The sequence below is a fragment of the Bacteroidota bacterium genome (assembly GCA_025059945.1).
Taxonomy (GTDB): domain Bacteria; phylum Bacteroidota; class Rhodothermia; order JANXDC01; family JANXDC01; genus JANXDC01.
Map to the genome: position 1 here is coordinate 5,001 of JANXDC010000007.1, position 14,925 is coordinate 19,925.

15 protein-coding genes (1 of these 15 cut by a window edge) are annotated in these 14,925 nt (G+C 66.4%); all 15 read right to left on the reverse strand.

Going from position 1 to position 14,925, the window contains the following annotated elements; translation table 11 throughout:
• Positions 1-1,222, reverse strand: partial view of a long-chain fatty acid--CoA ligase gene (locus NZ993_04845; protein ID MCS7155115.1) — the 5' portion only. It extends 677 nt beyond the left edge of the window; only the first 1,222 of its 1,899 coding nucleotides appear in the window; its start codon is at positions 1,220-1,222; its stop codon lies off the left edge, out of view.
• Positions 1,223-1,257: 35 nt separating this feature from the next.
• On the reverse strand, positions 1,258-1,857 hold the full coding sequence (locus NZ993_04850; protein MCS7155116.1) for a tetratricopeptide repeat protein: 600 nt from the start codon (positions 1,855-1,857) through the stop codon (positions 1,258-1,260).
• A gap of 53 nt (positions 1,858-1,910) precedes the next feature.
• The gene (lptE, locus tag NZ993_04855; protein ID MCS7155117.1) at positions 1,911-2,414 is read right to left on the reverse strand and encodes an LPS assembly lipoprotein LptE; all 504 of its coding nucleotides are present in this window, start codon (positions 2,412-2,414) and stop codon (positions 1,911-1,913) included.
• Positions 2,414-3,664 (reverse strand): sigma-54 dependent transcriptional regulator, encoded by a 1,251-nt coding sequence (locus tag NZ993_04860; GenBank protein MCS7155118.1) that lies wholly within the window; start codon positions 3,662-3,664, stop codon positions 2,414-2,416. Before NZ993_04860 ends, lptE begins: the two co-directional genes overlap by 1 nt.
• Before the next feature lie 7 nt (positions 3,665-3,671).
• Positions 3,672-4,349, reverse strand: a complete 678-nt coding sequence (locus NZ993_04865; protein MCS7155119.1) for an SPOR domain-containing protein — start codon at positions 4,347-4,349, stop codon at positions 3,672-3,674.
• A gap of 13 nt (positions 4,350-4,362) precedes the next feature.
• Positions 4,363-5,796 carry a tRNA (N6-isopentenyl adenosine(37)-C2)-methylthiotransferase MiaB gene (gene miaB / locus NZ993_04870; GenBank protein ID MCS7155120.1) on the reverse strand — a complete coding sequence of 478 codons (1,434 nt, stop codon included), beginning with the start codon at positions 5,794-5,796 and terminating at the stop codon, positions 4,363-4,365.
• A gap of 84 nt (positions 5,797-5,880) precedes the next feature.
• Entirely contained in the window at positions 5,881-6,495 is a 615-nt protein-coding gene (locus tag NZ993_04875) for a riboflavin synthase (GenBank protein ID MCS7155121.1), read from the reverse strand.
• 4 nt (positions 6,496-6,499) lie between these two features.
• Positions 6,500-7,597 carry a bifunctional diaminohydroxyphosphoribosylaminopyrimidine deaminase/5-amino-6-(5-phosphoribosylamino)uracil reductase RibD gene (gene ribD, locus NZ993_04880; protein ID MCS7155122.1) on the reverse strand — a complete coding sequence of 366 codons (1,098 nt, stop codon included), beginning with the start codon at positions 7,595-7,597 and terminating at the stop codon, positions 6,500-6,502.
• A gap of 57 nt (positions 7,598-7,654) precedes the next feature.
• Positions 7,655-8,512 (reverse strand): hypothetical protein, encoded by an 858-nt coding sequence (locus NZ993_04885; GenBank protein ID MCS7155123.1) that lies wholly within the window; start codon positions 8,510-8,512, stop codon positions 7,655-7,657.
• 185 nt (positions 8,513-8,697) lie between these two features.
• On the reverse strand, positions 8,698-9,765 hold the full coding sequence (locus tag NZ993_04890; protein MCS7155124.1) for a sugar phosphate nucleotidyltransferase: 1,068 nt from the start codon (positions 9,763-9,765) through the stop codon (positions 8,698-8,700).
• A 38-nt stretch (positions 9,766-9,803) separates the two neighbouring features.
• The gene (locus tag NZ993_04895; GenBank protein ID MCS7155125.1) at positions 9,804-11,033 is read right to left on the reverse strand and encodes a DUF1015 domain-containing protein; all 1,230 of its coding nucleotides are present in this window, start codon (positions 11,031-11,033) and stop codon (positions 9,804-9,806) included.
• Entirely contained in the window at positions 11,033-11,518 is a 486-nt protein-coding gene (gene moaC, locus NZ993_04900; GenBank protein ID MCS7155126.1) for a cyclic pyranopterin monophosphate synthase MoaC, read from the reverse strand. Before moaC ends, NZ993_04895 begins: the two co-directional genes overlap by 1 nt.
• A 108-nt stretch (positions 11,519-11,626) precedes the next feature.
• On the reverse strand, positions 11,627-12,328 hold the full coding sequence (locus tag NZ993_04905; protein ID MCS7155127.1) for a hypothetical protein: 702 nt from the start codon (positions 12,326-12,328) through the stop codon (positions 11,627-11,629).
• Between the two features lie 295 nt (positions 12,329-12,623).
• The gene (locus NZ993_04910; protein MCS7155128.1) at positions 12,624-14,651 is read right to left on the reverse strand and encodes a hypothetical protein; all 2,028 of its coding nucleotides are present in this window, start codon (positions 14,649-14,651) and stop codon (positions 12,624-12,626) included.
• 12 nt (positions 14,652-14,663) lie between these two features.
• Positions 14,664-14,925 (reverse strand): hypothetical protein (locus NZ993_04915; protein MCS7155129.1); only part of this gene is annotated, 262 nt, incomplete at its 5' end.

Below are 14,925 nucleotides of genomic sequence, written 5' to 3' on the forward strand. Positions count from 1 at the left end.
GCGGCCACCCAACCGTCCCAAAACGCGGCCGGTCCAGGGGGTTTACGGTCAGCACAGGAGCGGTCTCCGTAAGTCCGTAGCCTTCGATGATCGGGATTCCGGCGTAGGCGAAAAACTCCCCCACCTCCTTGGGCAGGGCCGCACCACCGGAGACGAAAAAGCGCAGCCGTCCGCCGGTGCGCTCATGCAACCTGGCGAACACGAGCCGATGCGCCAAGGCATACTGCGCCCGAAGCCAGGCCGAGGGCGACCGCCCCTCCCAGAGGGCCTGCCTCAGCTGGCGGCCCACCTCCAAGGCCCAGTAGAAGATGCGACGCCGCAGCGCCGGCCCCTCTTCAACGGCTTTGTGCACGAGCACATAGATCCGCTCCAGCAGCCGAGGTACCGTCGTGACCACCGTGGGCCGCACCTCTTGCAGATTGCGCGCGATCGTATCCAAGCTTTCGGCGTAGGCGATCTCCGCCCCGCCGGCGAGCACGGCCAAGTAGCCGGCTGTGCGCTCAAAGGAATGCGAAAGGGGCAGAAACGACAGAGTGCGATCCGATTCGTAGATGTCGATCACTTGAAGGGCCGCCTGCACGTTGGAGCAGAAGTTCCGGTGCGTGAGCATAACGCCCTTGGGCAGCCCCGTGGTGCCCGAGGTGTAGATCAGGCTGCAGAGGTCCTCCTCCGAAACGGCCCTCCAGGCCTCCCATAGCTCCGGGTGCGTCTGCCAATAGGCCCGGCCTTCGGCCAGGGCCTGCTCCCACGGTTTGACGTAGGGGGGAAGTCCCTCGGCCTCAAGCGTAAGGGAGACGATCTGGCGCAGTTCCGGACAGGCCTCGAAGACCTTCAGGGCCTTTCCCAGCTGCAAGCTCGTGGAGACCACCAGCACCTTGGCCCCGGAGTCCTTGAGGATGTATTCGACCTGCCCAGCCGGGATCGTCGTGTACAGGGATACGTTCACCGCGCCCAGTAGCTGCATACCGAAATCCGTAATCGCCCACTCGGGCCGGTTCTCCATGAGCAGGGCCACCCGATCGCCTTTTGTAACCCCTTGGGAAGCCAGATACCCGGCCATGGCCTGGGCCTGCTCCCAGAAGCGCTCCCAGCTGATCGGAACGTACTCGCCTCGGGCCCTGTCTTTGTACCACAGGGCGGGTTTGTTGCGGCCCGCGTAGCGCTCGGCCTGACGCAGGAGCATTTCGGAGACGGTGCGAAAGGCGATCGTGGACGTAGGCATGCCCTCCTCCCCGCTTGGCTTGGAATGCTATGCGCTTACTCTTGCGCAGTGTGCGAAAGCCGCCTGCGGATCTCCTCGATGCGGAGCCGATAGCGCTCCCCCCCTTCGGGATCGCGCTCGGCTAGCCAGGTGTAGGCCCGGAGGGCCCGTTCGTAGTCGCCGCGCTCCAGATATATGGCCGCCAGCGTCTCCGTGTAAGGGCCCTCAAGCCGGTCGCTGTCCCGGGCCCGATCTTCAACCTCGCCCTCCGGAAGGGGTTCGAAGTCCTCAGGCCGAACCGACAGCCTCTGGGTTCGCTGCAGGGCCTCAAGCAGGGCGGTCACGCTTCTGGCCTCCTCTGAAAGGCCGCCCGCTGGCGACGACCTAGCCGGGTGAATTGGGGAGCGCTTTCGCTCTCGCAGCCGTTGCGCATAGTCCCGCAAGACGGGGCTGTACGGATGCGCCACGCGCGCCCGACTTATGGCCCAGAGGGCGCGCTCTAGATCGCCTGCGCGCTCCCATACGCGGGCCAAATACCACCAGGCAAGGGCGTGAAACGGAAAGCGCTCCAGGTGCGCGGTAAGCCCCTCCAGCAGGTAGGTTGGCTCTTCGCGCTCGATGCGCTGCTCCCAGCTGGGATCCCACCAGTCATGCATAGGCCAACTCCGAGGATGATTATGCAACGGAAGCGGGATTTTTGCAAACCGCCCTACTGCCAGGCGGCGAAGATGCGCAGGAAAGCCTCTTCGGCCAACCGGGAGACGGCCGTGCGGGCTGCGCGGCGTTCGCCTTCTAGGGGATCCTGGCCCGGATCGTAGTCCCCGTAAGCCGAAAGCATACCTTCAAAACGCACCTCCTCGCGGACCCGATCATAGAACCGCACCCAGAGGCTCACCGTCACCCGGTTGACCGCGGCTCGCTCCCCGGCCGCAACGGCCACGGGTTGGTTCGTGTACCCGGTCAGGCGCCCTTCGAGCACGGCCTGTGCCTCTTCGGGTCCGGCCAACCGCAGCCCACCCTGCGCGCTCAGGCGTCGGGCGAGTTCCTCCTCCAGCCAGCGCTCCAGGCCCGGCAGCGCCCCTGTGGCCTGGTTCTCTAGGGCCAACAGGGCGACGCTTCGGATGTGCGCCGGAATCGAAGCCCCCGTAAAGGAGTAGTAGCCGCAGCCTGCCCCCAGCGCGACGGTGAACAGGCCCCCCAACAGCAGACGCATCAAGACAAGCCGTACTGTTTGAGCTTCCGATACAGGGTCCGCTCGCTGATGCCCAGGGCCTTGGCCGTATGGCGCCGGTTTCCGTTGAAACGAGCTAGCGCCTGCTGAATGAGCCGTTTTTCGGCCTCCTCGATCGAGGGCAGGGCCTCCAGGTCCCCGTTTTTACTGCTCTCTCGGGAGCCGTCTTCGACGGCCGCGGCCTCGGCCTCCTCGGCCTCCGAAAACGAACGGTACGGAGACATGGGGACCGGCAACAGGGGCAAGCCGATCGGAAAAGCGGGGGCCAGGGCCGCCCCGGCTTTGGGCTCCGGCCCCGAGGCCGCGTTGGCCCACCCCAGAAGGAGCCGCTTCAGTTCGGCCACATCCTGGCGGAGCTCAAGCAGGATCCGATACAGCAGCTCCCGCTCCCGCGCCTCAGCATCCCGGCTCGGGGCCGGGCCCACGGGCAAGTAGGCCGATCCGCCGCGCCGAACGCCTTTCAGATAGTGGGCTAGGGTTTCGGCCGTAACGGGCGCGGCGCGCTCCAAAACCACCAGCTGCTCGACCAGGTTGCGCAGCTCGCGCACGTTTCCGGGCCATCGATAGGTCAACAGGAGCTCCCGCGCCTCCTCCGTCAGCCCCGGAAAGCGCACCCCGTATTTCTCCGTGAACTCTCGCACGAAGTGCGCAAAGAGCGGCTCGATGTCCTCCGGCCGCTCCCGCAACGGGGGGATGCGGATCGTGACCGTGTCCAGCCGGTAGTAGAGGTCCTCGCGGAACTTGCCCTCCTGGACCATCTGCCATAGGTCCTTGTTCGTGGCCGCGATCACGCGCACGTCCGTGTGCCGGACCCGGCTTGAACCTACGCGCATGTACTCGCCGCTTTCGAGCACGCGCAGGATCTTCACCTGCGTATGCAGGGGCATGTCCCCGATTTCGTCGAGAAAGATCGTCCCCCCGTTGGCACGCTCGAAGTAGCCCTCGCGGCTGTCGACGGCGCCCGTAAAGGCGCCCTTTTCGTGCCCGAAGAGCTCCGACTCGATGATTCCCTCCGGAATGGCCCCGCAGTTGACGATGACAAGCTCCTTGTGTCGGCGCGGGCTTATGGCGTGGATGGCGCGGGCCACAAGCTCCTTACCCACGCCCGACTCCCCTTGGATGAGCACGGTGATGTCGGTCGGGGCCACCTGCCGAATCACGTCCAGCACCTTGCGGATGGCCGCCGAGCGGCCCACGATGCCGAATCGCTCCTGAAGGGCTTCGCGGTCCATATCTAGATCAGCGTATGGGCACGATCTCGGGCTCTCCGGAAAAGCGCAGATCGCTTTGGATGGCGCGCACGGCGTTGCGGATCATCGCGAACTTCTGCTCCGCGGAGGCCCGATCCGGAAAGCGGCCCACCCAGACCTTATAGAGCCGATCTGGGTTGGAGCTTGATTCGACAAGCTGCACCGTAAAGCCTAGATTCCGCAGCCGGCGCACAAGCTGTTCGGCTTGCGCGCGATCCCGCAGCAAGGCGGCCTGCACCGTGTACCAGGCCGCCGGAGCCGATGCGGCCTGGGACCGAAACCCAGTGCTCGCGTTAGGCTGCGGGGGCGCAAGAGCGCCGCCAGAGCGCAGGCGCGCGATCCGATCCACTTCATCTAAGCGCCCCTGGGCCGCATAGTAGGCCACCAGCCGATCTTGCGCGTGCGCCGCATAGGGGCTGCGGCCGTAGCGGATTAGAACCTGCTCGTAGAGCCGCGCCGCCTCCGCGGGCCGCTCCGGCTCCCACCACAGGCCTTCGGCGAAAAGCAAACCGGCCGGGTCAAGCCCCCGCACCCGAAGTCGTTCCAGCTCCGCGCGCAGGGCAGCGCGATCGGCGCCGGGCTTAAGGGCGCGCTCGATCCACGTCGCCAGCGGATCCTGAGGCGATGTGCCCACGAGCAGGACCAAAAGCGAAGTGAGCGGCTTCATGAGGCCTCCTTTCTTAGGTAAGCACCTCAGGCTGTAGCCGCCCGGTCGCCGTACGCAGATCCTCTAGTTCCCGCAAAGCACGACCCCGCAGCGTGGCCGAAGTGGCCCCCTCGATCAGGACCTCTACGTACTGACCGGGCCGGTAGCGCTCCTTGGGGAAGACCACCACCATGCCGTTATCGGCCCTGCCCATCCACTCCTGATCGGAGCGCTTGCTCGTCTGTTCGATCAGTACGATCTGCCGAGAGCCGATTTTAGCCCGATGCTGCTCTAGGGAGATGCGGTTCTGCAGCGCGATGATCTCCTCCAGCCGGCGGCGCTTGACCGCAGGCGGCACATCGTCGCGCAGGTACTTGGCCGCGTACGTGCCCTCCCGCTCCGAGTAGGCGAACATGTAGGCCATATCGAAGCGCACCTCCTCCAGAAGCGAAAGCGTTTGCTCGTGATCCTCCTCGGTCTCCCCGCAGAAGCCGGCGATCACGTCCGTCGACAGGCCCACATCGGGCATCGCGCTGCGGATCTTGGCCACCAGCTCCAGGTACTGCTCGCGGCTGTAGGTGCGCCGCATGCGCTCCAGCACGCGCGTGGAGCCGGACTGCACGGGCAGATGAATCTGGCGGCACACGTTCGGCCGCTCGGCGATGACCTGGATGAGCTCATCGGATACGTCCTTGGGATGCGAGGTCGAAAAGCGCACGCGCAGATTGGGATCTAGCAGGCTAACCCGATACAAGAGCTCGGCAAAGCTCACCTGCCCATAACGGTAGGAGTTTACGTTCTGGCCCAAGAGCGTGACCTCCCGGTATCCGGAGGCCAGCAGCTGTTCGACCTCGCGCAGGATGCTTTCAACAGGCCGGCTGCGCTCCCGCCCCCGCGTAAAGGGCACCACGCAGAAGGAGCAGAAGTTGTCGCAGCCGCGCATGATGGACACGAAGGCCGTAACACCGTTGGAGCTCAGCCGAACGGGCGCAATGTCGGCGTAGGTCTCCTCGCGGGAAAGAAGCACGTTCACGGCGGCTTGGCCCGTCTCCGCGGCCTCCTCGATAAGCCGCGGCAGATCCCGATAGGCGTCCGGGCCGGCCACGACGTCCACGAGCCGTTCTTCTTCGAGCAGCCGCCGCTTCAGGCGCTCGGCCATGCAGCCCAGCACGCCGATGATCATGCCGGGCCGTCGGGTGCGCTTGAGCGCGCGCAGATACTGCAGCCTGTGGCGCACGCGCTCCTCGGCGCGCTCCCGGATGCTGCAGGTGTTCAGGAGCACCACATCGGCCTCCTCAGGCCGATCCACCAGACCGTAGCCCCGCTCCAACAAGATCGCGGCCACGACCTCGGAGTCGTTTACGTTCATCTGGCAGCCGTAGGTCTCGATGTACAGCCGCCGCCCCGTTGGGGCGCCCCGGGCCACAGAGGCGCAAGAAAGGAAATCGATCGTCGGGATGAGCTCCATAACGGCCTGCTTGCCTTTCGCGCAAAGATATCCGCTTTCTGGACCGGAAGGCAACGCGCCCTCTGCCAGTTTGGCGTTCTCTTGCTACAAGCTGACAGCCCCTCCGGTTCCCCGGCGCTCAAGATAGCGTACCACGTACTTGCCGATCAGATCAAACTCCAGGTTCAGGCGATCGCCCACGCGGCGGCTCTGCAGGTTCGTGTGCGTCCAGGTGTAGGGGATGATGGCCACGGAAAAGCAGGACTCCTGTAGCTCGGCCACGGTCAGGCTGATGCCGTCTACGGCTATCGCGCCCTGCGGAACCAGGTAATCGGCCCACTCGGCCGGATAGGCGATCCGCAAAAGCCAACTGCCGGCCCGGTCCCCAACCTCCAAGAGCGTGCCCGTCGCGTCCACATGCCCCTGCACCAAGTGACCATCTAGGAGCCGATCCGGACTCAGAGAACGCTCCAGGTTGACTAGATCCCCCGCCTTGAGCTCACCTAGATTGGTCTTACGCAGGGTCTCTTCGACAAGCTCCGCCTCAAAACCCTCCGGATCGGCGGCCACCACCGTAAGGCAAACCCCGTTTACGGCTACGCTCTGATCTACCCGGAGCTCAGCTCCTAAAGGGGTGCCGATGCGCAGCCGGCGACCCCCCCGACCGCGCGGGGTGAGGGCCTCAACGCGGCCGACGGCCTCTATGATGCCCGTAAACACGGCCTTACAGCTCCGCTTCCAGCAGCCAATCTACGCCGATTCGGCGCAACCGCACATTGCGTAGCGACCAGGCCCGCTCCATCTCGCTTATGCCCAAATCCCCTATCGCCTCCAAGCCCGAGCCCAGCAGCTTAGGCGCGATGAACACATACAGCCGGTCCACAAGCCCGGCTCTAAGCAGGGCTGTGCTCAGCCGGGGCCCGGACTCCACGAGCACCGAGCGCACCCCCTCGCGCCCCAGGCGCTCCAGGACCGCCTTTAGCTCAAGCCCTCCGGGGCCTTCGGGGACTTCAAACAAGCGCCCTCCGGCGGCGCGAAGCCGTTCCGCATACGGGGGCCTCACCCCAGGGGCCGTAAAAACCCACGTGCGCCAGGCCCAAGCATCTGAGAAAACCCGCCTGTCCGGCTCCAGCCGGCCCCTGCGATCCAGGATCACGCGCCAGGGCTGTCGGCCCCGACCGCAGCGCACGGTGAGCGCCGGATCGTCTGCGGCCACGGTGCCGGATCCTACAAGCACAGCATCCGAACGAGCCCGACAGCGGTGCACCCAACACCGAGCGGGCGGCGCCGTAACCCAGCGGCTTGAGCCCGTTCGACTGGCCACGCGCCCGTCCAGGGTCTGCGCGATCTTAAGCGCCACCCAAGGCCGGCCACGCTCTAGGTACGTGAAATAGCCCGCGTTGAGCCGACGACTTTCGGCCTCTAGCACACCCGTGGTGAGCTCAAGACCGGCCCGACGCAGCCAATCCAGGCCCCGACCTGCGGCGGCCGGATGCGGATCTAAGGCGCCCACCACAACGCGCCGCATTCCGGAGCGAAAGATGAGCTCCGCGCACGGCGGGGTCTTGCCCCAGTGCGCGCAAGGCTCCAGGCTCACATACAAGGTGGCCCCGCGCAAAAGCGCTCGATCCGCAACCGAGGCCAGGGCCATAGCCTCCGCATGCGGACCCCCGTAGTACGGGTGATAGCCCTGGCCGATTACGCGGCCCTCGCGCACGACGAGCGCGCCCACCAGGGGATTGGGGCCCGTCCAGCCCGCGCCCCGGCGGGCCAGGGCCAGGCAGCGGCGCATGAAGGCCAAATCCAGCTCAGAAGCGCCCACGCTCGCAAAGGTCCGCGCAAGGAGGGCGCGCCCGCAAACCCAAGAGGCGAAGGCTTCCTAGATCGCCTCTTTGAGCCAGGAGACGGCCTTTACGTCGAGCTTACCCGCCCGAGCCAGCTCATCGAGCAGCGCAAACGCGGCCCGATGCTCGGCCGGATCCCGCGAGCCCCCCGTGTGCGCGTCGTAAAGATCAGCCGCAATCAACAGCTGGGCCCAAAACCCAAGTTCCCGCCCTCGCAGCCCTTCGGGCAGGCCCGATCCATCGGCGCGCTCATGGTGCACGGCCACAAGACGCACCACAGCCTGCGGCACCTCGGAAAGCGACTCCAACAGCCGCACCCCTAAAAGCACATGCCGCGATAGCTCATGACTCGACTCCTCCCAACAGGGCTTCGGGGGTCCCAGGAGCGCGCGCGCCTCCTCAGGCTCTAGGTAAGCAAGGACCCCATCGGAATCCTCAACCCAGCGGCGGCTGTAGCGTTCGAGCTCCCGCCGATCGGCCTCCGAGACGAGCCCGCCCAGCCCAAGGCGTCCGATCAGCACCCAGAGCCGGGCTAGCTCCTCAAGCCGCTCCGGAGCCGAGGCCGGATCCCGCCGTGTCCAGTAGGCCTTGATGCGCAGCAGCCGCTCCCGAATCCGCCTCAGCTGCGCAGCCGAAAGCCGTCCGCAAGCGGCAGCCTCAGGCACAAGCAAATACCCCACATCGTGCAGCCGCGCCGCAAGCAGGAGCGCCCCCCGCTGTATGCGCACGCTTGCGGGCAGACACCGCAGGGCGCGCTCCAGGATAGCGGCCACGCGCCGGCCATGCGCGGCCCACAGGGGACAGGCGCACTCGAAGGCCTGCATGAGCTCCCCCAGGTTCCGGAAAGCGACTACGGGCTCCTCAAGCCGAACGGCCCGATGGACAATGTGCATAGGCGCAACACTCCCGCTTAATCGCCGCGCGTGATGTGCCCCCGGCGCCCTCCCCCACAACGGGCGCCAGCCGCAACACGGCGTATCCAGTCGCGTGCCAAAGGGAATTTACGCTCCAGATGGCCTCAATCGGGCGCCCGGAGCCGCCTTGACCTTTAAGTAGCCCTAGAATTGTAAATTGGAGATTACAAATATTCCCGCATGTTTCGGAGCTGCAGGTGATCAACGGCCTCTTTGACCTGTTGGGATTTGGACAAGCGGCAGATAAGCAGCGCGTCGGGCGTATCTATGACGGCCACCTCATGTAGGCCGATGAGCACCACAAGCCGGCCCTGGGCTCGCACCAGGCAATGGCTGGTCTCCAGCGCCACCACAGGGCCGCGCAGAGCGTTTCCGTGCGCGTCTTTTTCGGAGAGTTCGTAGACGGCCATCCAACTGCCCACGTCGCTCCACCCGAACTCGGCCGGCAGCACGTACACCGTCTCGGCCTTCTCCATGACGGCATAATCGATGGAGATCTTCGGCACAAGCCCGTAGGCGCGCCGCAACGCCTCCGGGGCGGCCAGGTCCTCTCCCAGGGCCTCCAGGGGCGCGAGCACGTCCGGGGCCCAGCGCCGAAGGGCCCCTAGGATGCTGTCCACGCGCCAGGCGAAGAGCCCGCTGTTCCAGAGAAAGTCCCCGCTTGCCAGAAAGCGCTCCGCCGTGGGCAGGTTAGGCTTTTCGGCGAAGCTCCGCACCCGGTATACGGGCTGCTCTCCCACCCAGCGCAGGGGGGGCTCTTGAAACTGGATGTACCCGTAGCCCGTCTCCGGCCGTGTGGGCCGCACGCCGATCGTGACCAAGGCTTCGGGCTCGGCGGCCACTTCAAGGGCGACCCGCAGCACGTGCTGCAAAGCGGCCACGTCGCCGATCAGATGATCGGCGGGCAATACGAGCATACGCGCCTCCGGATCGCGCCGGGCCAGGTGCAGGGCCGCGTACGCGATACAAGGGGCCGTATTACGGCTCTGGGGCTCTAAGAGCACGTTCTCCGGTGGCAGCTGGGGCAGCTGATCGCGCAACAGCGCCTCATGGGCGCTTGAGCCGATTACGAGCACGCGCTCCGGTGGCAACAGGCCCATCAGCCGGCCCACGGTGGCCTGCAGCAAGGTCTCGGACCCAAACAGGGGCAGAAACTGCTTCGGACGGGCCTGCCGACTTTCGGGCCAAAACCGGGCCCCGATGCCTCCCGCCATTACCAGCGCGTAGTCCATCGCAACCTCCTGCGAACGCTTCAAAGGCGCCAATCCGCCTACTCCAGAGGACAGAACAGAAGCCCGCTTGGGATTTTGGGGTAAAAGAACGTAGCCTTCTGCGGCAGCCGCAGGCCCGCGTCCGCAACGCGCCGCACATCGGCGAAGCTGAGAGGCGGAAGCCAGAAGCCCAGCTCCAGCTCGCCTTGACGCAGAGCCTCAAGGACCGCATCGGCCTGCTTGTAGTATCGGACGTAACGGGCCTCTTGCTCCGGACTTAGGCCCAGGACCCTGCGCAAAAGCAGCTCATGCAGAACCACAACGGGCAGGCGATTTAAGGGTTCCGGCACCTCCGAAATGGCCCGACCCAATGCCGAAGCGGGCCCCACGTAGTAGGCGGATCCGTCGGGCTCGAGCACCCCCAAGCCCGTGGGCTCGCGCTCTAAGCGCTGCCCGAGCGCCTCAGCCCCGGCCATGGGCTCCCAAAGATCCGGTGGTAGCGCCTTGCGCCAGCTAAGCTCTCGCCCCAGCCGGCTCAGCCCGCGATGCGTGGGCAAGATCGCGAAAGCCGGATCCGCGGCGTTGCTCAAGTACAAAAGCCCAAACGCCTGAGCGTCGCCCCTGTCCGGAGCGCGCTCGCGCCAGTAGGCGAGCAGGCTTTCGTACCGATGATGGCCGTCGGCCATGTAGAGCGTCCGCTCGGCCATCGCCGCGCGAAAGCGCGCCAGCACGGCCGGCTCCGTAATGCGCCCCAGACGATGCTCAACCCCATCGAGACAAGCCCGCAAAACGGGCCTCTGAAGGGCCTCCTCCAAGAAGGGCTCTAGCGCGCAATCCGGGTCCTCGTAGAGCGCAAAGGGCGCCTCCAGCATCGTATCCGTAGCGCGCAGCAACCGCAGCCGATCCGTCAGCGGGCCCGGGAAGATGTGCTCATGCGGCCTGATCAGCCCCGACTCCCAAGGCTCCAGCCGCACCCGGGCGAAAAAGCCCAGACGGCGCCTCGGCCGACCATCCGAGAGCGCGAAGCGCTGCTCGTAGGCGTAGAAGGCCGCTTCGGGATCGCGCACGAGCACGCCGTCTCGAATCCAGGCGGCCAGCATCCGGCCTGCGGCCGTGTAGGGATCCGGCCCCTCGGGCAAGATGAGGTGCACGACGTTGTAGGGGTTTTGGGCCAGACGGGCGCGTGCTTCCGGATCGATCACGTCATACGGAGGGGCGATCAGGCGTTCGGCGGGTCCTACGCGGTCCAGATCGTAGCGCAGGGCCCGCAGAGGCCGCACATCCGCCATCAAGGGGCCTCCCGGCGGTAATCTCCGCTCTGGCCTCCGGTCTTGGCCAGAAGCCGCACGGCTTCGATCTCGATGTCTCGCGAAATGCCCTTGCACATGTCGTAAAGCGTAAGCGCGGCCACGGCGGCGGCCGTCAAGGCCTCCATCTCAACGCCCGTCGGCCCGTAGGCCTGCGCGTAGGCGCGGATCTCCACGGCCTGCTCCTGAGGCTGCAGCTGAAGCTCCAGCTCCACGTGCGTTAGCAGCACGGGATGGCAGAGGGGGATGAGCTCATGGGTGCGCTTGGCCGCCTGAATGCCCGCGATCTGCGCCGCGCTCAGCGCGTCTCCCTTGCGCAGGCGGCCTGACGTCAGGGCCTCGTACGCCTCCGGACCAAGCCGGACGCGCGCCTGCGCCACAGCAGTGCGCTTGCTCGGGGGCTTTTCCCCCACATCGATCATCGCCACCTGGGCGTGGGGCTCGAAGTAAGAGGGCGACTCCGTCATAGACTTGGGTCCGCTTTGCTGGCGGCGTAAAAGTCGGCCCTACAAGGCGGAAAAGCAAGACCGCCCAGCATCGAAAAGGGATGCGCACGGAAAGCGGACCGGACCCGATCAGCGCAGGCGCAGGCTTTCGCCGTACTGGCGCAAAAACCGCTCCAGTAGCTCCCGGTGCGTGGATCCGAAGGCCTCCAGCACAGACCGGAACTCCTGCGCCGCCTCCCCGGATAGGCCCACGCGGGCCATGGCGGCCACAACGGCCAGGCGGCGCTCGGGCCGCTCGCCTAGCTCCGGCACCTCTTCCAGCAGGCGCTTAGCCTCCAGCACAAAGCTTCCCCAGAAGCCCGCCTCGGCTAAGGCCTCTAGGCCCCGCCAACGCCGCTCGGCTCGTTCCAAGGGATCAAAAGAGAAAGAGGGGGGAAAGGATTCGGCCTCTGAGCCGCGCGTCAGGGCCGTGCGGCTTAGGCGCACCGGTTGGGGGCTCGGAAGCCGGCGGCTGCGCAGACGCTCCAGCCCTACGAGCACAGCTCGGGGCTCCACATCCCGGGCCGCAGCCAGATCCAGCATAGCTAGGGGGGGTAAGCTTAAGCGCCGACCCTCGATATCAAGTACGATGCGACCCTGGGGACCCGTGGCGATGGCATCAAGCCGAGAAAGGCGCACCCCGCTCTCAAGCGGTACGAAGGCCTCCTCAAAGCCCCGCTGCACGTAGGCCTCCGAACGCACCTCCAGGACCCGAATCGGACCGGCCTCCTGGGCCCAGACCACTAGAGCCCCCCCAAGCACCCCCAGGGCTCCCAATAGCGCGCGCTTCATGCACCCAAACTCCTCCAAGGCGGATGTACCAAAGGTAAGATAAAAGGGCTGGGGCTTGTCAGGGCCGCCAACCCAGAGTCGCCTGTTTGAGGGCAGACCGCCCGTAGCGCAGGCCACCGGGCGTCGCAGAGGAGTGCACCCAATCGGTAACGTCGCACGCTCTCCCCTAGCATAGCCCGTGCCAAAGGCGGCTATAAGGGCCCCAAACGGCCCAGAGGGCCCTTTTTTCGCGCCCCTCACGCCCGAACGGGGCCCGGCGAAAGGTGACAGTGTCAGCAACAAAACGTGACACAGCCTAGTTGGCGTCAAAAATCCGGGCTCGGGGAGGCTGATCGAGCCCGTTTCCGAGCTCCAGCCAGGCGCGCTCGGCGCCCCGTTGCCAGGCGGCTTCAAAACCCTGGGGGATGAGCGTAACCTCTAGGGGAATCCAAACACTCGGTTGGCTATCGGCACCGCTTGAGCGCACAATCCAGCGCCGGCGGTTGGGGCTCACCAGCTCCCCGAAGGCGGGCCTTAGGCCTGTATCCACCAGGAGATACACGTGCCCGGCATTGCGATCCAGCAAGGGCCGACCGTATCGAGGGGGGACGGACAATGTGTCCGGCTCCAGGACATCCACAAAGGCCGTTCGCACCCCTACAGAGGCGAGCATGGAGGCCAAAAGCACGGCCAGGTCCTCGCAGTCGCCAAAGCCCGAACGCAGCGTCTCAGCCGGCCGCTGGACGCGATCGGCGTAGCCCAGCGCCGGATCGGCCAGATAGCGGATGCGCAGGCGCAGCGCCTCCACGAACGTCCGCACCAGAAAAAGAGGCCTCCGATAGGCGGCCAGGGTGTCGAGCTCGGCTTGGTGCGCCTGCAACAGCGCGCGCACCTGCGCGAGCAGCACGGAATCCTGCGGCTCCACGTAATAGGGCAGCGTGGCGATGTCCCCATCCCAGGCGCTGCGCTCATAGAGCGTGAAGCGATCCTGCACGCGATCATCCGGCCGGCGGCGGCGTTCAGCAAAAAGCTCCACGAGGGCATCCGCGATGCGGGGCTCCGCAAGGCGCTCCACGGCCGGATCCAGCACCAGGCGCACGGGCACGGCTCGGAGCTCGCGCGGTCCAAGCCGGATCCAATCCGACCAAAAGGGCTCCTGCAGCGCGCCCGGCAGCTGCACGCGCACGCGCACCTCAATGGGGCGCTCGGTGCGGTTTTGCACCCAAACCTCCCCCCAGGGCTCCAACGCATAGCGCTCCCGCTGCGCCATATATAGCTGCGTCGAACGCCACTGCGTGCCCGCGATCCCGGCCAGGGGCTCCGAGGGTCGCCAGTCGAGGCCCAAGCGCACCTCAAGCCGGGCGGGGCTATAGCGATTCCAGGTCCAGTTGCCCTCTAGCTCAGCGGCCGAAAAGCTCGTCCGTGAAGGCCGCCCGCGCGCCCAGGGCAGAAAAAGACGCACCGCAAGGCGAGACGAAGGGCCCTGCCAGGCGAGCCCGAGCATCCCCCCACCCGTCCGGGCCGATCCGGCCACGGGGGCAAACGCGGCCCCCTCCAGAACCAGATCCCTCCAGCTATGACGCGCACCTAAGGCCAGGTAGGCGTGCGTGCTGCCCGCCAGCTCCGCCTCCCAAGAGGGAAGGCGATACACAAACCGGCCCAGCACTCGGGGCCGGGCCCGCAGCAGGGCCTGAGGCCAGCCCGAGGGGGCGAGGGAGTCGGAGTACAACGCGGCAAGATCCCAGCTCTCCAGGTACCCCCAAAGCGGACCTCCGAGGCGCAGCCCAAGGCCCGCGCTGGCCGTAAGGCCCAGCAGCGGCCGGAGGGCCGGATAGGCCTGCTCGCGGGATCGCTCTATCAAGGGCGAAGCGGGATCGCGCTCGTAGTAAAGCTGCCGCATGCGCTGCGCCTCGAGCCGAAACCCTACGGCGGCCTGCCAGAAAGAGGCGCCCGTCGCGTACGCAGCCCAGGCCCAGTGGGCGTACTCAAAGCGCTGCGCAGGCCGGCTCTCCGGACGCGCGCTCGGACGCTCCCAAACCCCGCGCAAGTTCGGATGCAACGCAAACAGAACCCAACCGCCTTCAGCTCGGCTCCAGAACAAAGCCTCCGTCCAGCGCGGATAAACGCCGCGCAGCCCCCCGCCAGCCTGCGCACGCCACCCGAACCAGCCGCCAAGACGCAGGCCCCAGGACGCCTGCGGAGCCGCAAACCATAGCCAGGGAGCGCCCGGTAAAGTCCAAATCGGCCCTTGAGAGGCAACTTCGCGATCTTGGGCATGAACGGACCTCAGGAAGCCGCCCACGCCGAAGCACACGACCGCCACCAGAAGCCGCGCTTTAGCCATGAGGCCCTTTCCCTAAGGCATTAGCCGCAGCGACTCAAGCCGATAGCGGACGGCCGTGCCCGCCCAGACCGGACCATAGCCCCGAACGGAACCCGAAAGCAAGCGCTGGCGCACAAGCTCCAGGCGCAGCTCAAGCTCCTGCCGACCCTCAGGCCAGCGGGCCCGCACGCGCTCGCGCCAAGCCCGTAAGGGCTCGGTCGGAAGGCTCGTGTAGCCATCGTCCGGAAAACACGCCCATAGGGTGCGCTCCAGCAACCGGGCCGTAAGCCCATCC